The 20,376-nt window shown below is 74.3% G+C and carries 17 protein-coding genes and 1 pseudogene; 11 read left to right on the forward strand and 7 right to left on the reverse strand.

Annotation, left to right across the window (positions count from 1 at the left end):
• Nucleotides 1-50 precede the first annotated feature (50 nt).
• The 3 genes and pseudogenes from CHC11_RS16150 to CHC11_RS16160 form a co-directional block, all read right to left on the reverse strand.
• Nucleotides 51-1,166, reverse strand: coding sequence for a DUF5685 family protein (locus CHC11_RS16150; RefSeq protein WP_089312619.1), 1,116 nt, complete (start codon nucleotides 1,164-1,166; stop codon nucleotides 51-53).
• A gap of 83 nt (nucleotides 1,167-1,249) precedes the next feature.
• Nucleotides 1,250-2,548 carry a helix-turn-helix domain-containing protein gene (locus CHC11_RS16155; protein ID WP_089312526.1) on the reverse strand — a complete coding sequence of 433 codons (1,299 nt, stop codon included), beginning with the start codon at nucleotides 2,546-2,548 and terminating at the stop codon, nucleotides 1,250-1,252.
• A 14-nt stretch (nucleotides 2,549-2,562) separates the two neighbouring features.
• Nucleotides 2,563-2,895, reverse strand: a pseudogene (locus CHC11_RS16160) (PucR family transcriptional regulator); the annotation flags it as partial.
• Nucleotides 2,896-3,064: 169 nt separating this feature from the next.
• Between CHC11_RS16160 and CHC11_RS16165 the strand changes: the two are divergent.
• From CHC11_RS16165 to CHC11_RS16185, 5 genes are all read left to right on the forward strand, one after another.
• Nucleotides 3,065-4,510 carry an NCS2 family permease gene (locus tag CHC11_RS16165; RefSeq protein WP_089312528.1) on the forward strand — a complete coding sequence of 482 codons (1,446 nt, stop codon included), beginning with the start codon at nucleotides 3,065-3,067 and terminating at the stop codon, nucleotides 4,508-4,510.
• 182 nt (nucleotides 4,511-4,692) lie between these two features.
• Entirely contained in the window at nucleotides 4,693-5,859 is a 1,167-nt protein-coding gene (locus tag CHC11_RS16170) for a glycerate kinase (RefSeq protein ID WP_425427323.1), read from the forward strand.
• A gap of 164 nt (nucleotides 5,860-6,023) precedes the next feature.
• Nucleotides 6,024-7,139 carry an alanine dehydrogenase gene (gene ald / locus CHC11_RS16175; protein ID WP_089312621.1) on the forward strand — a complete coding sequence of 372 codons (1,116 nt, stop codon included), beginning with the start codon at nucleotides 6,024-6,026 and terminating at the stop codon, nucleotides 7,137-7,139.
• A 67-nt stretch (nucleotides 7,140-7,206) separates the two neighbouring features.
• Complete coding sequence (locus tag CHC11_RS16180; RefSeq protein WP_089312529.1) at nucleotides 7,207-7,797, forward strand: histidine phosphatase family protein; 591 nt, start codon at nucleotides 7,207-7,209, stop codon at nucleotides 7,795-7,797.
• A gap of 84 nt (nucleotides 7,798-7,881) precedes the next feature.
• Entirely contained in the window at nucleotides 7,882-8,181 is a 300-nt protein-coding gene (locus tag CHC11_RS16185) for a metal-sensitive transcriptional regulator (RefSeq protein WP_089312530.1), read from the forward strand.
• Nucleotides 8,182-8,211: 30 nt separating this feature from the next.
• On the opposite strand, the gene CHC11_RS16190 is transcribed toward CHC11_RS16185, so the two are convergent.
• Complete coding sequence (locus CHC11_RS16190) at nucleotides 8,212-8,742, reverse strand: MarR family winged helix-turn-helix transcriptional regulator (RefSeq protein ID WP_089312531.1); 531 nt, start codon at nucleotides 8,740-8,742, stop codon at nucleotides 8,212-8,214.
• Nucleotides 8,743-8,856: 114 nt separating this feature from the next.
• On the opposite strand from CHC11_RS16190, the gene CHC11_RS16195 reads away from it, so the two are divergent.
• A complete protein-coding gene (locus CHC11_RS16195; protein WP_089312532.1) occupies nucleotides 8,857-10,389 on the forward strand; it encodes an MDR family MFS transporter in 1,533 nt (510 codons plus the stop codon).
• Between the two features lie 3 nt (nucleotides 10,390-10,392).
• On the opposite strand, the gene CHC11_RS16200 is transcribed toward CHC11_RS16195, so the two are convergent.
• The 3 genes from CHC11_RS16200 to ggt all read right to left on the reverse strand — a co-directional run bounded on the left by CHC11_RS16200 (nucleotide 10,393) and on the right by ggt (nucleotide 13,668).
• A complete protein-coding gene (locus CHC11_RS16200; protein WP_245919268.1) occupies nucleotides 10,393-11,259 on the reverse strand; it encodes an oxygenase MpaB family protein in 867 nt (288 codons plus the stop codon).
• A gap of 86 nt (nucleotides 11,260-11,345) precedes the next feature.
• Nucleotides 11,346-11,708, reverse strand: coding sequence for a divalent-cation tolerance protein CutA (gene cutA / locus CHC11_RS16205; RefSeq protein ID WP_089312533.1), 363 nt, complete (start codon nucleotides 11,706-11,708; stop codon nucleotides 11,346-11,348).
• 52 nt (nucleotides 11,709-11,760) lie between these two features.
• Entirely contained in the window at nucleotides 11,761-13,668 is a 1,908-nt protein-coding gene (gene ggt / locus CHC11_RS16210) for a gamma-glutamyltransferase (RefSeq protein WP_245919270.1), read from the reverse strand.
• 390 nt (nucleotides 13,669-14,058) lie between these two features.
• Here ggt and CHC11_RS16215 point away from each other — a divergent pair, with 390 nt between their 5' ends.
• From CHC11_RS16215 to CHC11_RS16235, 5 genes are all read left to right on the forward strand, one after another.
• Nucleotides 14,059-15,954 carry an APC family permease gene (locus CHC11_RS16215; RefSeq protein ID WP_245919272.1) on the forward strand — a complete coding sequence of 632 codons (1,896 nt, stop codon included), beginning with the start codon at nucleotides 14,059-14,061 and terminating at the stop codon, nucleotides 15,952-15,954.
• A 195-nt stretch (nucleotides 15,955-16,149) separates the two neighbouring features.
• Nucleotides 16,150-16,983, forward strand: coding sequence for an NUDIX hydrolase (locus tag CHC11_RS16220; RefSeq protein ID WP_089312535.1), 834 nt, complete (start codon nucleotides 16,150-16,152; stop codon nucleotides 16,981-16,983).
• Complete coding sequence (locus CHC11_RS16225; RefSeq protein ID WP_089312536.1) at nucleotides 16,980-18,008, forward strand: molecular chaperone DnaJ; 1,029 nt, start codon at nucleotides 16,980-16,982, stop codon at nucleotides 18,006-18,008. Before CHC11_RS16220 ends, CHC11_RS16225 begins: the two co-directional genes overlap by 4 nt.
• Nucleotides 18,009-18,020: 12 nt before the next feature.
• On the forward strand, nucleotides 18,021-18,992 hold the full coding sequence (locus tag CHC11_RS16230) for a hypothetical protein (protein ID WP_089312537.1): 972 nt from the start codon (nucleotides 18,021-18,023) through the stop codon (nucleotides 18,990-18,992).
• Nucleotides 18,993-18,995: 3 nt separating this feature from the next.
• Nucleotides 18,996-20,345, forward strand: a complete 1,350-nt coding sequence (locus CHC11_RS16235) for an adenylosuccinate synthetase (protein WP_089312538.1) — start codon at nucleotides 18,996-18,998, stop codon at nucleotides 20,343-20,345.
• Nucleotides 20,346-20,376 lie beyond the last annotated feature (31 nt).

The raw sequence follows: 20,376 nt of genomic DNA on the forward strand, positions 1-20,376 counted from the left end.
GACACGTCCCGGGTCGCGCGATGGCGCGAACCGGAAGAAAGCGGCGCCGGTCAGTTGCACCCGCAGTCGCAGTCGCAGCAGTCGCACGAGTCGCAGCAGTCACAGCAGTCGCAGCAGCCGGAGCAGTCGCAGCAGCTCCCGTCGCAGCCGTCGGCGTGCCGGGAGCACCAGCAGCGGTCGTCGCACGAGTCGCCGTGGTGATCGCTCCACTCGGGCTGGAAGATCCCGCAGGTGACGCAGACCAGCGTCCCGGTGAAGCACGGGATCGGCCAGCCGGGGCGCGGGGGCCGCGGCCCCCGCCTGGCCAGGCTCGCGGGGCCGGCGAAGGCGCGCTCGACCGAGCGGTCCGCCTCGCGGTCCAGCAGGGCCCGGACGAGGCGCGGCCTCTCCGTCTCCAGCTCGGCGAGCGCGAGCCGCAGCCCGTGCAGCGCGCCGTCGGCGTGCCGGCGGGCCTCGTCGAGGGTGGTGCCGGTGGCGAGGAGGGGGTTGTACGCGCCCGCCGCCTCGTCCTCGGCGAGGTCCTCGACGGCGTCGATGAGGTGGGCGAGGCGCCCGAAGAAGCGGCCGGCCTCGGCGAGCGTCTCGGCGTTGCCCTCCCTGCCCGCCAGGACGGCCGTGTGCGCGAACACAGCGGCGACGGCGGTCTCGGTGGGCTCGGTCAGGTCGAGGAGCCCGAGGCCGGGGGCCGCTTCCAGGAGCGGCTGCCGGGCGACCGCCTCGCGCAGGGTCGCCGGGTCGAATCCGACGGCGGCGCCCGTGCGGCCGCCCGCGGCGTCCCACCGGTCGGCCATCCGCCCGGCCGCGGCGGCGACGAGCCGCCGCGCGTACGGCCCGTCGCCGTCGGCCACGTGGTCGCGGGTCTTGCCGGCGGCCAGCAGCAGGGACGCGGCGGCGGCGAGCTGCGCGCCCTGCGCCCGCGCGGTGACGACCTCGGCGGTCTTCATCCCGCGCAGGGCGCACGGACCGGCCTTGCGGCGCGGCGACAGCTCCGGCGCCTGCGCCTCCACCAGCACCGACACGAGCAGGCCGTCGTAGTTGGTGACGAGCCGCGCGGCCTGGCCGTGCTCGGCCCGCAGCGTCAGGCACAGCCCGCACAGGTGGGCCATCCAGTCCTTGAACAGGGACCCGCACAGAACATGACGGCAGGGCCGAACAACACCGAACACGAACAACTCCCCCATCTCACGCCGACCGCAGCATTATTCATGGACGCGGCGGAGCGCGAAACGGTTCGGCCGGAACGATCCGATCAGACCCCCACGCAGGTCAGGGCGCGGCGGTAGGCGGCCATGCGGGGCCCGTCGGAGGTCCCCGTCCCGGCCAGCACCTCGGCGAGGTCGAACCACGCCTGCGCGGCCTCCCGGGAGGACTCCATCTCCTCCAGGCAGGTCGCGGCCCGGGTCAGCACCTCGACCGCGCGGTCGTGCCGGCCGAGCCGCACCGACGCCTCGCCGAGCACGGTCAGCGCCCCGGCGGTGGCGCGGCGCGGGGCGTCCCCGAGCAGGTCCAGGGCCTCCTCGGCGAGCGCCACCGCCTCGGCGGGACGGCCGAGCGCGGTCTCGGCGCGGGCCAGCTCCGTCAGGCACCAGGCCACGTCGATCTCGCCGGAGGAGCTCGCGCTGATCTCGCCCCGCACCCGGGCGAGCAGCTCGCGGGCGCGGGCGGCCTGGTCGGGCTTGGCCCGCAGCAGCAGGCCCGCGTAGATGACGCGGAGCCGGTTGAGGTTGCGGGGGTCCTCGCCGTCGCCGGCCAGCATCAGGGCCCGCTCGGCGAGCGCGACGCCGTCGTCGTACTCGCCGCGGATCTCCGCGACGTAGGCGGCCTCCCAGTAGGCGACCATGCGGGCGCGGGGGCTGCCGATCCGCTCGGCCCGCTCGACGAGCTGGGCGGCCAGCTGGCGGGCCCGGACGAGGTCACCGCGCTCGATGAACGCCGACAGCAGTGCCGCGCCGAGGTCCACGGCGGCGTCGGTGGAGTCGGCGCCGGTGGCGACGAGGTGCCGCAGCGCGGTCTCGGCGGCCTCCACGCCCGCGCTGATGTCGCCGCGCTCGCGCAGGCAGCGGCTCAGCGCGACGTGCACCTTGGCCCAGTGGTCCAGATCGGCCTCGGCGGACGCCTGCTCGGTCAGCCTCGTCAGCTCGGCGATCGCCTCCTCCAGCTCGCCCGCGGCCTCCAGCGCGAGCGCGTGGCCCCAGCGGGCCTGGTGCAGCATCTCGGGCAGCGCGACCGCGTCGGCGCTCGCGAGCACCTCGGCGAACCGGGCCCGCGCCTCGGCCGCCGCGCCGTTGCTGAGCGCGATCTCGGCGTAGTCGAGGGTGACGCGCAGCTCGTCCACGACATCCTCGCTGACGCCGCTGACGAGGTAGGTCGCCGAGCAGTTCAGCTTCGCCGCCAGCAGGTCGACGACGCTCGGGGCCGGCACCCGCTTGTCGCTCTCGATCAGCGAGATGTAGCTGTCGGACAGCTCGGGGAAGGCGAGCTGCGCCTGGCTCACGCCCTGCCGGATCCGCAGGGCACGAATGCGCTGCCCCAGTGTCTCGCGATCCATCGTGTGACCACCGCCTACAAGGTGCTCGCCGCGCGCAGGGCGAGGAAGAAATCGACTCGGTCTTCAAGTCTGCCGAGATCCCGGCCGGTGAGGTCCTCGATTCGCCGGATTCGGTACCGAAGCGTGTTCACATGGACGTGCAGCCGCGTCGCGGTGCGGTTCCAGGAACCCGAGCAGGACAGGAAGACCTCCAGCGTGTGCACGAGATCGGCGTGCCTGGTGCTGTCGTACTCCTCCAGGGGGCCGAGCATCCGCGCGCGGAACGACGACCGGGTCCGCTCCGGGACGGACGCCAGCAGCCACGCGTAGGAGTCCAGGGCGGTCGCCCCGGCGGAGTCTCGCATTCGCACCAGGGCAGGCTATAGGTGACGCATCGCCCCCGTCACGCTGCGAAGGCCGGGAACCACGTTTCGGCAACTCCCCTCCGCGGATCCCGCCGACCTCCCCGGGCCCCCGGACGGCTACCCTGTGCACGCCGTTTCCGAACACCATGCTGCTGAAAGCGGAGCGCCCGTCATGTCCAAGACCATCACCGGACCGGCCGACGATTCACCACCGGCGAGCGGGCGCGGGCCGCTGGAGCGGCTGTTCGAACTCACCGCACGCGGCACCACCGTCCCGCGCGAGTTGCGCGGCGGCGTGACCACGTTCTTCGCGATGGCCTACATCATCCTGCTGAACCCGCTCATCCTCGGCGGGGCGAAGGACGTCGAGGGCGCGACCCTGTCGATCCCGCAGCTCACCACGATGACGGCGCTGTCCGCCGCGATCACCACCGTGATCATGGGTCTGGTCGGGAACGCGCCGCTGGCGCTCGCCGCGGGCCTCGGCATCAACGCGGTCGTGGCCTTCCAGGCGGCGCCGGTGATGACCTGGCCGCAGGCGATGGGCCTGGTGGTGATCGAGGGCGCGGTCATCGTGCTGCTGGCGGTCACCGGCATCCGCGAGCGGATCATGAACTCGATCCCGCTGGCGCTCAAGCACGCGATCGCGGTCGGGATCGGCGCGTTCATCGCGCTGGTCGGCCTCTACGACGCCGGGTTCGTCACCTCCAGCGCCACGAGCCCGCCGCTGTCCCTCGGCACCGGCGGCCGGCTGGAGACGTGGCCCACACTGGTGTTCGCGGCGACCCTGCTGCTGATGATCGTCCTTTATGTGCGGCGGGTGCCCGGCGCGATCCTGATCAGCATCGTCGCCGGGACGGTCGGGGCCGTGGTCATCCAGGAGAACGCCTCCGTCGGCAAGGGCGGCTGGGGCGTGGTCACCCCGGACATGCCCGACAGGCTGTTCGCGGCCCCCGACTTCGGGCTGTTCGGGGAGATCTCCCTGTTCGGCGGGTTCGGCCGGGCCGGGGCCATCACCGCGCTGGTCGTGCTGTTCACGCTGGTGCTGTCGGGGTTCTTCGACGCGATGGGCACGATCCTCGGCATCAGCGACGAGGCGGGCCTGGTGAGCGAGAAGGGCGAGGTGCCGCGGCTCGGCCGGATTCTGTCGGTGGACGGGCTGTCCGCCGCGTTCGGCGGCCTCACCAGCTCGTCGGCGAACACGGTGTTCGTGGAGTCGGCGGCGGGCGTCGGCGAGGGCGCCCGCACGGGCCTGGCCAACATCGCCACGGGCGCGCTGTTCGCGGTGACGCTGTTCCTCACACCGCTGGCGGCGACCGTCCCCGCGCAGGCCGCGGCGCCCGCGCTGGTCGTGGTCGGCGCGCTGATGATGACGCAGGTCGCCAAGGTCGACTGGAACGACCTGGAGATCACGATCCCGGCGTTCCTCACCATCGTGCTGATGCCGTTCACCTTCTCGATCACCACCGGCCTGGGCATGGGCATCGTCGGTTACGTGGTCATCAAGGCCACCCGCGGGAAGGTGCGCGAGATCTCCCCGGCCCTCTGGATCGTGGCGGCCCTGTTCGTGGTCTTCTTCGCCATCCACCCCATCGAGGAGTGGCTCGGCGTCGCCTGAGCCCGCGCGAGCGCCCGCGCACGGGGAACCCCGGGGAAACACGGAAACACGGACGCACGGTGACCGCTCCGCGACAGAACTCGCCCGTTTGTAGGTCTCGGAGGCGGTTGCGGGTGTCAAATAGTGCCGGCATGGCGTAAGCAGAAGGTAGGGCCTTACCCCCCGGCGTGAAAGGCGTGGCTGTGGTGTCCGCGGACTCTCCCTCCCACCCGTCCCCGCCAGGTCACGTCCTGCTGGCGCCTGACAGGTTCCCGGGAGCGCTGACGGCGGCGCGGGCCGCACGGCATCTCGCCGCCGGGCTGCGCCGCGCGCGCCCCGGCGTCGCGCTGGTGGAGCTTCCCGTGGCCGACGGCGGCGACGGCACCGTGGAGGCCGCGGTGGCGGCCGGGTGGCGGCGCGTCGAGGTCGAGGTGTGCGGGCCGACCGGCCGCCCGGTGACGGCGCGGCTGGCGCTGAACGGCGACAGCGCGGTGGTCGAGCTGGCGGAGGCGTCCGGGCTGCGGCGGCTGCCCGGCGGCAGGCCGCGCCCGCTCACCGCCTCCAGCGTCGGGACGGGGCAGCTGCTCGCGCACGCCGTCCGGCTCGGCGCGCGGCGGATCGTCCTCGGCCTCGGCGGCGGCGCGTGCACCGACGGCGGCGCGGGCCTGGTCCAGGGGCTCGGCGGGCGCCTGCTGGACGCGCTCGGCAAGGACCTGCCGCCCGGCGGCGCGGCGCTGCGCTCGCTGCACGCCCTCGACCTGCGCGGCCTGCCCGACATGTCGGGCATCGAGGTGGTGGTGGCGGGCGACTCCGCCGGGCCGCTGCTCGGCCGCACCGGCGCCGCCGCGGTGGACGGGCCGCGCCGCGGCGCGAACCGCGACGAGGTGCGGCTGCTGGACGCGGGCCTGCGCCGCTGGGCCGACCTGGCCGAGGCGGCGGCCCGCAGGGCGGCCCGCGACCTGCCCGGCGCCGGGACGGCGGGCGGCGTCGGGTTCGCCGCGCTCACCTTCCTCGGCGCGACGATCGAGCCCGGCCCGGCCCTGATGCTCGACCTGCTGGGCTTCGCCGCCAAGGCGCGCGACGCGCGCCTGGTCGTCACCGGGGAGGGCGTCCTCGACACCCGGTCGCTGCGCGGCAGCGCGCCGGTGCACGTCGCCCGCGCCGCCGCCCGCGCGGGCGCGCCGGTCGTCGCGGTGGCCGGCCGCCGGAGCCTCACCGGCGAGCAGCTGCGCAAGGCCCGGATCCAGGCGGCGTACGCGCTCGCCGACATCGAGCCGGACGACGAGCGCCGCGTCCGCCGCGCGGGCCCGCTCCTGGAGCAGCTGACGGTCGCGATCGCGGACGAGTGGCTCCCCCGGGGCGCCGCGTAGTCCGGATCGTTCCAACGGCCGCGCTCCCCGGCCGTCGTGGACCGCCCTTTACACAGTGTCGCCGAAAGGGCCGATGCCTTGACACGGTGCGCATAGCCGGGTGTCGCCCCCGCCCCGCACGCTGGAGGCGTACATCCTGGTCAGCGTTGACGGAGGAGCTCCCGGTGAAGATCGGTGTCCCACGCGAGGTCAAGAACCACGAGTACCGGGTGGCGATCACCCCGGCGGGGGCGCACGAGCTCACCCGGCACGGCCACGAGGTGTTCGTGGAGCGGGGTGCCGGGACCGGCTCGGCGATCCCCGACGACGACTTCGCCGCCGCGGGCGCCAAGATCCTCGACGGCCCGGACGAGGTCTGGGCGGAGGGCGAGCTGATCCTCAAGGTGAAGGAGCCGGTCGCGCCCGAGTACCACCGGATGCGCGAGGGCCAGATCCTGTTCACCTACCTGCACCTGGCCGCGTCCCGCGAGTGCACCGACGCGCTCCTGGCGGCCGGCGTCACCGCGATCGCCTACGAGACCGTCCAGCTCCCGGACCGCTCCCTGCCGCTGCTCGCCCCCATGTCCGAGGTCGCCGGGCGGCTCGCGCCGCAGGTCGGCGCCTACAACCTGATGTCGTTCAACGGGGGGCGCGGAGTCCTGCCCGGCGGCGTGCCCGGCGTCGCCCCCGCCAAGGTCGTCGTCATCGGCGGCGGGGTGTCCGGCCTCAACGCCGCCCAGATCGCCGTCGGCATGGGCGCGGACGTCACCGTCCTGGACGTCGACGTGGACCGGCTGCGCGGGATCGACGCCGTCTACCAGGGCCGCCTGCGGACGCTGGTGTCCAGCGCGTACACGGTCGAGCAGGAGGCCCGCGCCGCCGACCTCGTCATCGGCGCCGTGCTCATCCCGGGCGCGCGGGCGCCCAAGCTGATCTCCAACGAGCTGGTGGCCCGGATGAAGACCGGCTCGGTGCTGGTGGACATCGCCATCGACCAGGGCGGCTGCTTCGAGGACTCCCGTCCCACCACGCACGCCGACCCCACCTACCGGGTGCACGGCTCGACGTTCTACTGCGTCGCCAACATGCCCGGCTCGGTCCCCAACACCTCCACCTACGCCCTGACCGGCGTGACGCTCCCCTACGCCGTCCAGATCGCCGACAAGGGCTGGCGGCAGGCCATGCACGCCGACGCCGCCCTCGCCCGCGGCCTCAACACCCACGTCGGCGCGCTCGTCTACGACCACGTCGCCGAGGCCCACGGCCTCCCCCGCACGCCCCTCGCCTCGATCCTCGGCTGACGCCTCCCCCGTCCTTTCACCCGTTCCGGGGTTCTTCGGCGGCGGTCCGCCGGGTAGACAGCCGGGCATGGGTGAACTGATCCTGGTGCGGCACGGGGAGACCGAGTGGAGCCGGGCGCGGCGGCACACCGGGCGGACCGACCTGCCGCTGACCCCCCGGGGCGAGGAGCAGGCCCGCGCGCTGCGCGGCGCGCTGGACGGGCGGACCTTCGCGCGGACGCTGGTCAGCCCCGCGGAGCGGGCGCGGCGGACGGCCGAGCTCGCCGGGCTGCGCACGGACGAGATCGACCCCGACCTGTGGGAGTGGGACTACGGCGGCTACGAGGGCGTCAGCACCCGGGCGATCCGCGAGGAGCGGCCGGGCTGGTTCCTGTGGGACGACGGGGTGGTCCCGGGCGACGCCGATCATCCGGGCGAGACCGTCGAGCAGGTCGGCGCGCGGGCGGACGCCGTCCTCGGACGGGCGCGGGCGCTGCTCGCCGCCGGCGACGTCGCGCTGGTCGCGCACGGCCACGTCCTGCGGGTGCTGACGGCGCGGTGGCTGGGCCTGGAGCCCGCGCTGGGGCGGCTGTTCGCGCTCGACACCGGGACCGTGTCGGCGCTCGGTTCCGAGCACGACCGGCCGGTCGTCAGCGCCTGGAACGTGCCCGCACCCTGAGGCCGTCCACCGCATAAGGTACCTGTTGGGGGATGTCCCCCAGGGGTACCGGGCGTGCGCCCCCGACGGATTGCGAGGACGGAGATGGCGACCAGCGAGACCCCGACCCGCGGGTACACCGCCACGAAGGACCAGCTGCAGACGCGGCTCGCCCGGATCGAGGGCCAGGTGCGCGGCATCGACCGGATGGTCGAGGAGGACCGCTACTGCATCGACATCCTCACGCAGATCAGCGCGGTCCAGGCGGCGCTGGACAAGGTGGCGCTCGGCCTGCTGGACGGGCACGTCCGGCACTGCGTGGCCGAGGGCGCCGAGGAGGGCAAGGGCGAGGCGATGTCGACCGAGCTGATGGCGGCCGTCGGGCGGCTCATGCGCCGCGGCTGAACCACCCGCCCGGGCGGCCGCCCTCGCGGGTCACCCGCCCGGGCGGCCGCCCTCGGGGCCGCGCTCGCGCGAGGCCGCCGGCTCCGCGCGCTCCATGGTCTCGACGAGGACGCGCCAGCCGTGCAGGAAGCGCGCCCGGTCCTGCGGGGCGAGCGTCTCCAGCGTGACCCGCAGCGGCCGCAGCCGCCGCCAGGCGAACCGCTCGGTCACCTCGCGGTGCCGGTCGCTCAGGCTAATGATCATCCGCCGGCGGTCCCGCTCGTCCGGGCGCCGCTCGACGAAGCCGCCCCGCTCCAGCTCCCCGACCAGCTGGCTGACCGTGGCCGGGCTCAGCGCCATGTGCCGGGCGAGCACGCCGACCGGCACCGGGCCGTGCAGGACGAGCTGCATCAGCGCCGGGACGTGCCGGGGGCCGAGCCCCGCGGCCCGCACCTCGCCGATGAGCTCCTCGGCGTCCTCGCGACCGCCCTTCAGGCCGCGGACCAACCGGCCCAGGAGCTGGATCATCGTCTCCAGGTCGGCGTCGACCGACGGTGCGGCACCGATCCCTTCCTCGGTCATACCTTGAAGTCCAACACATTTCGTGATGCACTGCAAAATGTTGGACTTCAAGGCGTTTGACGCCTTACCGACGGGGACGCGGGGCAACCGGTACTCGACGCGAGGGGGCCGACCATGAGCGAGAGCCCGGCCACGAGGGTGGCGCCGCCCGGAGGCGCGGCGGGCGGCGAACGGCTCGACCGGCAGACGATCGTCCTCGGCCTGGTCATCGTGTCGGGCACCCTCATGGCGATCCTCGACACCACGATCGTCAACGTCGCGCTGGAGACGCTCGGCCGCGACTTCGACACCGGCCTGTCGACGATCCAGTGGGTCATCACCGGCTACATGCTGGCGATGGGCACCGTCATCCCGCTCACCGGCTGGGCCGTCGACCGGTTCGGCGGGCGCCGCGTGTGGATGACCTCGATCGTGCTCTTCGTGCTCGGGTCGGCCCTGTCGGGCGCGGCCTGGAACATCGAGTCGCTGATCGTCTTCCGGGTCGTGCAGGGGCTCGGCGGCGGCATGCTGATGCCGACCGGCATGGCCATCCTGACGATGGCGGCCGGGCCGCGCCGGATGGGCCGCATCATGAGCATCGTCGGCGTCCCGATGCTGCTCGGGCCGGTACTCGGCCCCGTCCTCGGCGGGTGGCTGGTCCAGGACGTCGACTGGCGCTGGATCTTCTTCGTGAACCTGCCCGTCGGCGCGCTCGCCTTCGCGCTCGCGTCGTGGAAGGTGCCGCACGACCACGGGGAGCACACGGCCCCCGGGATCGACCTGCGCGGGCTGCTCCTGCTTCCGCCGGGGTTCGTCCTGCTCATCTACGGCCTGTCCACGGCGAGCAGCGGCGGCGGCTTCGGCCGACCGTCCACGATCGCCTGGCTGGCCGGCGGCGTGGCCCTGGTCGCGCTGTTCGCGCTGCACAGCCTGCGGCGCCGCGGACGCGCGCTGATCGACGTGCGGCTGTTCGCCGACCGGACGTTCGCGAGCGCCGCCGTCGCCGTGTTCTTCGTCGGCATCGCGCTGATGGGCTCGATGCTGCTGATCCCGCTGTACTACCAGACCGCCCGCGGCGAGGGGGCGTTCGCGGCGGGCCTGCTGCTCGCCCCGCAGGGTCTCGGCGCCGCGACCGCGATGCCGCTCGCCGGGGTGGTCACCGACAAGCTCGGCGCCGGGCGGATCGTCCCGGTCGGCATCGTCGTCCTGGTGCTCGGCACCATCCCGTTCGCGACGGTGGGCGCGGACACCTCCTACTGGCTGCTCGGCGGCGCCCTCTACGTGCGGGGCCTCGGGCTCGGCTGCACCATGATGCCCACCATGTCGGCGGCGCTGACGACGCTGAGCCGGGCGGTGGTGCCGCGCGCCAGCAGCACGCTGAACATCATCGTCCAGCTCGGGGGGTCGGTGGGCACGGCGCTGCTCGCCGTCGTCCTGTCCCGCCAGATCGGCGACCGCATCCCGCAGGCGGCCGGCGGCGAGGGCGGCGCGGGGCAGCTTCCCGAGCGGGTCCGCGAGCAGCTCGCGCCCAAGCTGGCCGACGCGTTCGCGCACACGTTCTGGATCGCGCTCGTCCTCACCGCCGTGCTGATCCTGCCCGCGCTGCTGCTCCCGCGGCACGGCGCCCACGAGCACGACACCGTGCTCGATACTCCCCCGGCGGGGTGAGCCTCAGGAGGCGATCGACCAGCCGGCCGGGCCCGTCTCGTGCTCGCGCGTGAGGCGCCTGGCCCGCCGGGCGTCCGGCGAGTACCGGAACCGCTCCGGGACGACCTGCGTGGTGCGGTAGAGGCCCTTCAGCGTCACCGTCGCGGCCAGGTCCGAGGTCGGCAGCCCCGGCAGCCCGTACATGCGGCGGGCCCAGCGCGGCAGCGTCGACACGACCAGCACCCCGATGCCGGGAGCGGCGATCTTGAGCGGCAGCAGCGGCCGCGGCACGGCCGGGCTGAACATGCGGCGCAGCCCCTCGCGCGCCTCCCGGCACGCCCAGATCCGCCGCCGCATGCCGGCGTAGTAGTCCCGCATCTCCGCGACGGTGGCCGGCACGTCCGCCGGGTCGAGGCCGACGACCGCGGCGGCGCGGCGCTGCTCGTCCACGAACGCGTCGGCCTCGCGGGCGGTCAGCGGCACCCCGGCGCGGCGGGCCACGTCCAGGTAGGAGTCGACCTCGCCCATGTGGACCCACAGCAGGTTCTCGGGGTCGTCCACCGGGAACGTCTCGCCGGTGCGCATGTCGAGGCCGGTCAGCTTGGAGTGCAGCCGGCGGACGCGGCGGCCCACCCGCTCGACCTCCTCGTGCGTGCCGTAGGTGCGGACGCGGACGAACTCGACCGTCCGGAGGAGCCGCGCCCAGGCGGCGGAGGGGTCCATGAGCTCGGAGTTCTGCGCGGTCCCCCACATCGTGCGCGGGTGCAGCGCCTGGAGCAGCAGCGCCCGGATCCCGCCGACGATCAGCACGGGCTCGCCCATGACGTGCCAGGTCACCGAGCCCGGTCCGAACAGCCCGTGATCCGCCCTCTCCTCGCTCGCCTCGTGCACCTCGACCGCCTTCCGCCGCCGCGGCCGGGCGCGCCGCCCGCGCCGCGTAATCGGAGGCTTACCCTGCCATGACGGCCGTCACACGATCAATCCCGGTCGTCCTCGGCGATCGCCTCGTCCTGCTCCCCGGGCTCGGTCTGCTCGGTGATCCAGGCGAGGTAGTCCATGCTGCCCGCCACCACCGGCGTCGCGATGATCTCGGGGGTGTCGTAGCTGTGCCCCTCGGTGATCAGGGAGGCCAGCTCGTCGAACCGGTCGGCGGAGGTCTTGAACAGCACCATCCACTCCTCCGCCGACTCGATCTCGCCCTCCCACCAGTAGGTGCTGGCCATCGGGCCCACCAGCTGCGCGCAGGCCGCGAGCCGCTCGGCGACCGCCGACCGGGCCAGCTCGGCGGCCTCGGCCCGGGAGTCGGTCGTGGTGGTCACCTGCACGTACGAGTGCGCCATGGCACGACTCCTTCCCGATCGCGGTCCGGGCACGCCCCCGGGTAGGCAAGTGTCAACGGGCCGGACGGACGACGAGCGCGCTGCCGCCGCCCCGCCGGGTCGGCTCGGCGACCGCCTGGACGAGCCCGGGCCGCAGGAACTCCAGCCCGGTCGCGGCGCCGATCACCCCCAGCGGCGGGCCCGGGAACAGCTCCAGCCGGTGCCCGCGGGCGGCGAGGTCGCGGCCGTACCGGTCGATGAACGCCTGCTCGGCGAAGACCTGCGGGGTGTTGCGCTGGGTGGCGCGCGGCGCGGCGAGCGCGGTGGGCAGGTCCATGCCGAGGTCGATGCGGTTCACCAGGATCTGCAGCACGGTGGTGATGATCGTCGAGCCGCCGGGCGTGCCGACCGCGAGCCGCGGGCGCCCGTCCTGGAGCACCAGGGTCGGGGCCATGCTGCTGCGCGGCCGCTTGTGCGGGCCGGGCAGGTTCGGGTCCGGCGCCCGGCCGGGCGCCGGCGGCTGGAAGGAGAAGTCGGTCAGCTCGTTGTTCAGCAGGAACCCGCGCCCCGGCACGGTGATGCCGCTGCCGCCGAACTGCTCGATCGACAGCGTGTAGGACACGACGTCGCCCCACTTGTCGGCGACGACGAGGTGGGTGGTCTGCGGGCCCTCGAACGCCAGCGCCCTGGTCTGGGTGCCCGGCGGGACGCACGCCTCGTAGCGGCCGTCGGGCGAACCGGGGGCGACCGGCGCGGGGGCGGCCTGGCCCGGCCTGATCTGGCAGGCGCGCTCGCGGGCGAACCCGGAGGACAGCAGTTCCTCCAGCGGCACGTCCACCTTGTCGGCGTCGCCGACGTAGCGGCCCCGGTCGGCGTAGGCGAGCTTGGACGCCTCCAGGTAGTAGTGCAGGGCCGTGACCGGGTCGCGCGGGTCGAGCCGGAAGTTGCCGAGGACGTTGAGCGCCTCCCCGACCGTGGAGCCGCCGGACGACGACGGCGGCATGCCGTACACGTCCGTTCCCCGGTAGGGGACGTGGGTGGGCTTGCGCTGCACCGCCCGGTAGGCGTCGAGGTCGCCGCGCTCCATCAGGCCGGGGCGGACGTCGCGGGTCGCCTTCGGGTCCACCGGCGGCCTGGCGACCGTCTTGACGATCTCCTTGCCGAGCCCGCCCCCGTAGAACCAGCCCGTGCCGCGCCTCGCCAGCTCCCGGTAGGTGCCGGCGAGGTCGGGGTTGCGGAAGACCGAGCCGACCTCGGGCACCTTCCCGCCGGGCAGGAACAGCTCGCGGGTCGGGACGATGTCGCGGAAGCGCGCCTCGTTCACCGCGGTCTGGTCGTGGAACTCCTGGTCGACGACGAAGCCCCGGTCCGCGACGCCGATCGCCGGGCGCAGCAGGGTCGCGAGGTCGCGGGTGCCGAAGCGGCGCAGCGCGAGGTCCCACTGGGCGAGGGTGCCGGGCACCCCGACGCCCAGCCCGCTGGTGACGGCCTGGTCGAACGGCAGCGGCCTGCCCGTCGCCGGGTCGACGAAGGAGTCCTGGCGCATCCGCCCCGGCGCGAACTCGCGGCCGTCGAGCGCGTGGACGCGGCGCGTCCTGGCGTTGTAGTACGTGATGTAACCGCCGCCGCCGATGGCCGACACGTACGGCTCGGTGACCCCGAGCGTCGCGGCGGACGCGACCGCCGCGTCCATCGCGTTGCCGCCGCGCTGCAGAACCTTCAGAGCCGTCCGGCTGGCGTCCGGGTCGACCGTGGAGACCGCGCCGCCGAATCCGGTCGCGACCGCCTGCTTGGCCGGCGGGGCCGGGTGCCCCGGCGCGAGCCTGGGGACGGGCGCGGCGCCCGCGGCGGCGGGGACGGTGAGGGACGCGGCGACCGCCAGCGCGGCCACGGCGGCCGTGCGGCGCCGGTTGCGCGATCGCCCCGGCGGCGCCGGGGGACGGGACGGGGACGCTTGCGAGGACGACGAGGAGCGCAACACCGGACCTCCAGACGAACGCGGCGACCCTACGGTGCCACCGATCTTCGGCCCGCGCCAGCGTCCGCACCGGCCGACCCCGGTCCCGCCCGGTCCCGCCCGGTCGGCGGGCCGAATGACTTAAAGATCATTAAGCGCTTTCCGCTTCGGAAATGAGGCGTATTCGCTCGGAACGCTCCATCGGAAAGGGACTCGGCCTCCCTGCGCCGAGCGTGAGGGATCCGCTGCGACACGTCGCCGACCTGCGATGCTTGGCAGGATCCGACAACCGCCTGACCACACTAATCACCCACAAAATGTTGCTATTTTGCCCATACCTGGTGAATTCTTAGGGACTTCAGCAAGCCTTCACCTCGCGAACAGCGGCGCGGGTTCAGGCTCCGGGGACCTCCTATGACCTTGGACATGCGCATGCGCAACAACATGTTCCGCCGGCTGCCGGTCGAGCGGGCGACCGGCAGGCTCTACGGCGGCCGGCACCGGCTCCGCGTGGTCTACCGGACCCGCGATCTCGTCGTGCTCGGCCTCGGCGTCATGATCGGATCCGGCATCTTCAAGATCGCCGGCGAGCAGGCGTCCTCCACGGCGGGGCCCGGCGTGCTCGTGTCGTTCCTCATCGCGGGCGGCGTGTGCGTGCTGGCGGCGCTCGCCTTCGCCGAGCTCTCCTCGATCATCCCGGTCGCGGGCAGCGCCTACTCCTTCGCCTACGTCGCGTTCGGCGAGGTCTGGGCGTGGGTCGTCGGCTGGGCCCTGATCATGGAGCTGCTGCTGGCCGCCTCGGTGCTCGCCCGGGTCTGGTCCCTCTACGCGACGCAGGCGCTGCACGACTTCGGGGTGCCGATCCCGAGCGGGCTCGGCGACCTGATCGGCCAGCAGAAGGGGCCGGACGTGTTCGCGTTCGGCATCCTGCTGCTGGTCGTCCTGATGCTCGCCGGCGGCAGCCGGATGAGCCTGAGGTCGCTGTGGTTCATGGTGCTGGCCAAGGTCATCGTGATCGGGCTCGTGATCGCGACCGCGCTGAAGTTCTTCCACCCCGGCAACCTCACCCCCTTCCTGCCGCCCTCCCGGCCCGCGCCCGCGGGCGACAGGACGGTGCTGGACGCCGTGCTCGGCGCGGTCGGCGGCGGCACCCCGCACGCGTTCGGGACCTGGGGCATGCTCGCGGCGGCGCCCGCGATCGCCTTCGCCTACATCGGGTTCGACCTGATCGCGACGGCCTCGGAGGAGACCGACGACGCGCCCCGCAAGGTCCCGCGCGGAATCCTCACCGCCCTCGTCACCGCCATCGTGCTGTACGTGGCCGTGGCGTTCGCGCTGGTCGGCATGGTGGGGATGGACGGCATCGCCAGGCTGAACCCCGACAAGCTGCTGCTCGCCGCGGCCTTCGACTCGGTCGGCGCGGGCGCGATGGGCAAGATCGTCGACGTGGGCGCGATGCTCGCGCTGACCACCGTGATCCTGGTGCTGATGATCAGCCTGACCCGGGTGGTGTTCTCCATCTCGCGCGACGGCCTGCTCCCGCGCCCGCTGGCCGCGATGAGCCGCTACAAGGTGCCGTCCCGCGCCACGCTCGTCGCCGGCGGCGCCGCGGTGGTCATGTCGCAGACGATCGACGTGCTCACGCTGGAGCAGCTCGTCGTGATCGGCAGCCTGTTCGCGTTCCTGTTCGTCGCGGCGGCGGTGCCGGCGCTGCGCCGCTCCCGGCCCGACCTGCACCGGCCCTTCCGGATGCCCGCGGCGCCGCTGGTCGTCCTCGTGACGATCGTCGCGGTGGGCTGGCTGATGCTGAACCTGAACGTCCAGACCTGGGGGTACTTCGCCGTCTGGATGGGGGTCGGGCTCGTCCTGTACATGGTCTACGGGCGCCGCAAGAGCCAGATGAGGCTCCTGCTGGACACGCCGCCCGAGCGCCCGGTCGCCGCGCGCCTCGCCCCCGCTCCGCCCCCCGGCATGATTCCGCCGCCCGGCATGGCCCCACCGCCCGGCCCGCGGGACGCCTACTCCTCCCCCGGGCCGTACGGGACGGGGACCCGGCCGGCCGAACACCGCTCCGGCGCGCCCGAGAGCCCCTACCCGACCGGCCGGTACCCGGCGGGACGGCAGCCGGGCGGGCAGTTCGCCCGCGATCCCCGTCCCGGCGGGCGCGCCCCGGAGCAGTACCCCTCCGGCCGGGCCGACGATCCGTACGCGCTCGACCCGGGCGTCCCGGACCCCTACGGCCCGCGGGGCGGGCACGGCCAGAGCGGGGAGCACCAGGAGCCGCCGCACGGCGGCCGGCACCGCCGCTGAGGCCGCACCGCAGAATCTCCGTTTTGTAGAGTTCCGCCGAACGACCAGGGCGCCGCCCCCTCCCCGGGGCGGCGCCCTCGCTCGTCTCCGGGAGAACGGACTGGACAAGCGGACGCGTGCGGGTTATGTTCTTCTCATATCGAGATAAACTCACCTTGAGACTTACTCAGACCGAGATCGACGGGAGGCGTGCGGATGACCCCGGAGCCGAGGCGCGACGAGAGCGAGTTCCTCGCGAAGTACGACCCGCGCGACTACGACCCGGTCGCCGTGACGGTGGACGTGGTCGCGCTCACCATCCGCGACGGCGCCCTCCACGTCCTGCTGGTGCGGCGGGGTAACGCCCCCTACGAGGGGATGTGGGCGCTGCCCGGCGGCTTCGTCCAGGCGGGCGGCCCGCTCCAGGGCACCGACGCCGAGGACCTGCCCGACGCGGCCGTCCGGGAGCTGGCCGAGGAGACCGGGCTCAGCGCCAAGGGCGGCGCGCTCGGCAGGGTCCACCTGGAGCAGCTCGGAACCTACGGCTCCCCCGGCCGCGACCCGCGGATGCGCGTCATCTCCGTCGCCTACCTGGCGTTCGCACCCGAGCTGCCGGACCCCGAGGCGGGCGGTGACGCGGCCGACGCCGCGTGGGCGCCGGTGGACGCGCTGGGCCTGGCGGAGTCCGGGGACCAGCGCCCCGGCACCACCCGCCGGCTGGCGTTCGACCACGCGCGGATCCTGTCGGACGGGCTGGAGCGGGCCCGCGGGAAGCTGGAGTACACCCCGCTCGCCGCGGCGTTCTGCGGCGGCGAGTTCACCATCCCCGAACTGCGCTCGGTCTATGAGGCGGTGTGGGGTGAGGAACTGCACGCCGGCAACTTCCACCGCAAGGTCCTGTCCGTCCCGGGGTTCGTGGAGAGCACCGGCGCGACGTCCGACCGCGGCGGCCGGCGCGGCGGCCCGCGCCCCCGGCTCTACCGCGCGGGCGACGCCCGGCTCCTGCACCCCGCACTGCTGCGGCCCAGCCGGGAGGAGGAGATCAGATGAGCACGGCGGAGCTGGACGACGCGCTGGCGCGGCTCGACCGGGCCCGCGTTCCCGCCGACCTGTTCGGCGACGACGAGGCGGAGGCGGTGCGGCGCTACCGGCGGCTGGCCCGGCTCGTCCACCCGGACGCGGGCGGCGGCCGGACCCGCGAGGCGTTCGACAGGCTGACCTCGCTCTGGCGCGCCTACAACCGCGGCGACGAGACGCTGATCACCACGCGCCGCCACGCGTACCGGCTGGAGGGCGACCCGATCGGCGGCGACCTCGCGGTGCTGTACGCGGCGCGCCCGGAGCCGGGCCGCGAGGTGCTGCTGAAGATCCCGCGCGACCCGGCCGACGGCGACCTGCTCGAACGCGAGGCGGTGGCGCTGCGCCAGCTTCCGAAGGACGGGGACGCCCGGTTCCTGCCGTACGTGCCGCGGCTCGTCGAGTCGTTCCGGCACCGGGACGCGGCCACCGGGACGCAGCGGCAGGTCAACGTGGTCGCCGCGCTGGACGGCTTCCACAGCCTCGCGGCCGTCGGGCGCGCCCACCCCGGCGGGGTCGACCCGCGTGACGCGGCCTGGATGTGGCGGCGGCTGCTGGCGGGCCTCGGCTTCGCGCACCGCGCGGGCGTCCTGCACGGCGCGGTGCTCCCCGACCACGTGATGATCCACCCTGCGGAGCACGGTCTGGTCCTGGTGGACTGGTGCTACTCCGTCCCCGGCTGCTACGCGCACACCGACCCCTCGGGGCGCGTCCCGGCGATGGTCGACCGGTACGCCGGCTGGTACCCGCCCGAGGTGCCGGGACGGCGGCCGGCGAGCCCGGCGACCGACATCTTCATGGCCGCCCGGTGCATGACCGACCTGATGGGCGACAGGGCCCCGAAGGCGATGCGCGCGTTCGCGCGCGGCTGCACTCTGCCGGCGCAGAACCGGCGCCCCGCCGACGCCTGGCGGCTGCTGGCCGAGTTCGACGAGCTGCTGGAGCGGCTCTACGGCCCGCGCCGCTTCCGCCCCTTCCACATGCCCGCCACCCGCTGAAGGAGAGAGATCATGGGAAGCGGAAACTGGTCCACCGACGTCTACGCCGCGCGCGCGAGCTACCGCGCCTCCACCGGCGCCAGCGCGTTCGCCTACTCCGACGGCGGCGCCACCGCCGTCCACCCCGACCTGGACCCGCGCGGCGTGACCGCCCGGGAGAGCCGGGACTCCGCCGACCACCCCGAGTCGCTCGCGATCGGCGTGCTGTTCGACGTGACCGGCTCGATGGGGACCGTGCCGCGCACACTGCAGGCCAAGCTCCCCGACCTGCTCGGGCTGCTGCTGCGCAAGGGGTACGTCGAGGACCCGCACATCCTGTTCGGCGCGGTCGGCGACGCGACCTGCGACCGGGCGCCGCTGCAGGTCGGGCAGTTCGAGGCCGACAACCGGATGGACGACGACCTCGGCAAGATCCTCCTCGAAGGCGGGGGCGGCGGCCAGCTGCGCGAGTCCTACGAGCTGGCCATGTACTTCATGGCGCGGCACACCTCGATCGACTGCTTCGACAAGCGGGGCAAGCGCGGCTACCTGTTCATGATCGGGGACGAGCTGGCCTACCCGAAGGCGAAGCGGCGCGAGATCGCCGCGGTGATCGGCGGCGAGCCGGACGAGGACGTCCCGATCGCGGAGCTCGTCCGCGAGCTGCGGCGCAGGTACGACGTGTACTTCATCATCCCGGAGGGCGCCTACCACGCCGGCAACCGCGAGGTGAAGGACTTCTGGCAGGGGCTGCTCGGCCAGAACGTGCTCTACCTGGACGACCTGGACGCGGTCTGCGAGACGATCGCGCTGACGATCGGGCTGGCCGAGGACGCCATCGACCTCGGCGAGGGGCTGGAGCACCTCGCCGAGGCGGGCTCGGACGCCGGCGCCTCGGTGTCGCGCGCCCTCGCCCGGCTGGACGCGGCCCGCGCGCCCGTCGCGGTCTCCGCCACGCCGCCCGGCCTGGACGCCTCCGGCCCGGCCGCGACGAGCCGGCTCTGAGCCATGGGCCACGTGATCGTCGTCGACCTCGGCTTCGGAGACGCGGGCAAGGGCACGGTCGTCGACCACCTCTGCCGCACCGCTGCGCTCCCCGAGGGGGGCCGGCCCCCCGGTTCGCCCCGCTCATCTGCGCTCTCCGCGGAGGGCCGGCCCCCCGCACCCGGCGGGGTCACGGCGGTCGTGCGGTTCAACGGCGGCGCGCAGGCCGCGCACAACGTCGTCGCGCCGGACGGGCGGCACCACACGTTCGCCCAGTTCGGCTCGGGCACGTTCACGCCGGGGGTCCGGACGCACCTGTCGCGGTTCATGCTCGTCGACCCGCTGGCGCTCGCGGCCGAGTCCGACCACCTGCGCGCGCTCGGCGTCCCCGACCCGCTCGGCAGGCTCACCGTCGACGGGGAGGCGCTGCTCACGACGCCCTACCACCGGGCCGCCAACCGCGCGCGGGAGTCGGCGCGCGGCGCCGCCCGGCACGGGTCGTGCGGGATGGGCATCGGCGAGACCGCGTCCTACGCCCTGGCGCACGACGACGCGCCGCGGGCGGGCGACTGCCTGTCGCCCGCCCGGCTGCGGCGCCGCCTCGCCGCCGTCCGCGACTGGTACCGGGCGGCGTTCCCCGATGGCGAGGACGTCCCGGACGCCGGCGCGTGCGCCGAGGCCTTCACCGCGTTCGCCGGGCGGGTGCGGATCGTCGGCCCCGGTCACCTGCCCGCCCTGCTCCGCACCGGGAACGTGGTGTTCGAGGGCGCGCAGGGCGTCCTGCTGGACGAGTGGCACGGCTTCCACCCGTACACGACGTGGTCGACGACGACGTTCGCCAACGCCGAAACGCTGCTGGCCGAGGCGGGCGCGTCCGCGGCGCGGCTCGGGGTGCTGCGCGCGTACGCGACGCGCCACGGCCCCGGCCCGTTCGTCACCGAGGACCCGGCGCTGACCGCGGACCTCCCCGACCGGCACAACGGCACGGGGCGCTGGCAGGGCGCGTTCCGCGTCGGCCACCTCGACGCCGTCGCGCTCCGGTACGCGCTGGAGGTGACGGGCGGCGTGGACGGCCTGGCGGTCACGCACCTGGACGTGGCAGGGGCACGTCCAGACCTGCGTGTCTGCCACTCCTACGAGATGGAAGGCGAGCGGGTCGGGCGGCTGGAGACGGGGCCGCCCGACCTGGACCGCCAGGCCGCCCTCACCCGCCGCCTCCTGGCGGCGCGCCCCGTGTACGCCCCGCTCGGCCGCCCGGTGGAGACGATCGAGGAGGCGCTGGGCGCGCCCGTCGTCCTGCGCTCCCACGGCCCCGCCTCGACCGACAAGCGGTCTGACCACTTCCGGACACCCATTGACCTGGGCGTGCGCTGAGACCAAGATCCCGATAACGCCGCGGATCCTC

The organism is Actinomadura mexicana (genome assembly GCF_900188105.1).
GTDB classification, from domain to species: domain Bacteria; phylum Actinomycetota; class Actinomycetes; order Streptosporangiales; family Streptosporangiaceae; genus Spirillospora; species Spirillospora mexicana.

Bases quoted from the DNA above. Each gene is read 5' to 3' on its own strand.
- CHC11_RS16190 (WP_089312531.1), bottom strand. From the start codon at position 8,742: ATGACCGAGGAAGGGATCGGTGCCGCACCGTCGGTCGACGCCGACCTG.
- CHC11_RS16165 (WP_089312528.1), top strand. From the start codon at position 3,065: ATGTCCAAGACCATCACCGGACCGGCCGACGATTCACCACCGGCGAGC.
- CHC11_RS16195 (WP_089312532.1), top strand. From the start codon at position 8,857: ATGAGCGAGAGCCCGGCCACGAGGGTGGCGCCGCCCGGAGGCGCGGCG.
- CHC11_RS16185 (WP_089312530.1), top strand. From the start codon at position 7,882: ATGGCGACCAGCGAGACCCCGACCCGCGGGTACACCGCCACGAAGGAC.
- CHC11_RS16225 (WP_089312536.1), top strand. From the start codon at position 16,980: ATGAGCACGGCGGAGCTGGACGACGCGCTGGCGCGGCTCGACCGGGCC.
- CHC11_RS16155 (WP_089312526.1), bottom strand. From the start codon at position 2,548: ATGGATCGCGAGACACTGGGGCAGCGCATTCGTGCCCTGCGGATCCGG.
- CHC11_RS16235 (WP_089312538.1), top strand. From the start codon at position 18,996: ATGGGCCACGTGATCGTCGTCGACCTCGGCTTCGGAGACGCGGGCAAG.
- CHC11_RS16215 (WP_245919272.1), top strand. From the start codon at position 14,059: ATGACCTTGGACATGCGCATGCGCAACAACATGTTCCGCCGGCTGCCG.
- CHC11_RS16220 (WP_089312535.1), top strand. From the start codon at position 16,150: ATGACCCCGGAGCCGAGGCGCGACGAGAGCGAGTTCCTCGCGAAGTAC.
- CHC11_RS16230 (WP_089312537.1), top strand. From the start codon at position 18,021: ATGGGAAGCGGAAACTGGTCCACCGACGTCTACGCCGCGCGCGCGAGC.
- CHC11_RS16180 (WP_089312529.1), top strand. From the start codon at position 7,207: ATGGGTGAACTGATCCTGGTGCGGCACGGGGAGACCGAGTGGAGCCGG.
- cutA (WP_089312533.1), bottom strand. From the start codon at position 11,708: ATGGCGCACTCGTACGTGCAGGTGACCACCACGACCGACTCCCGGGCC.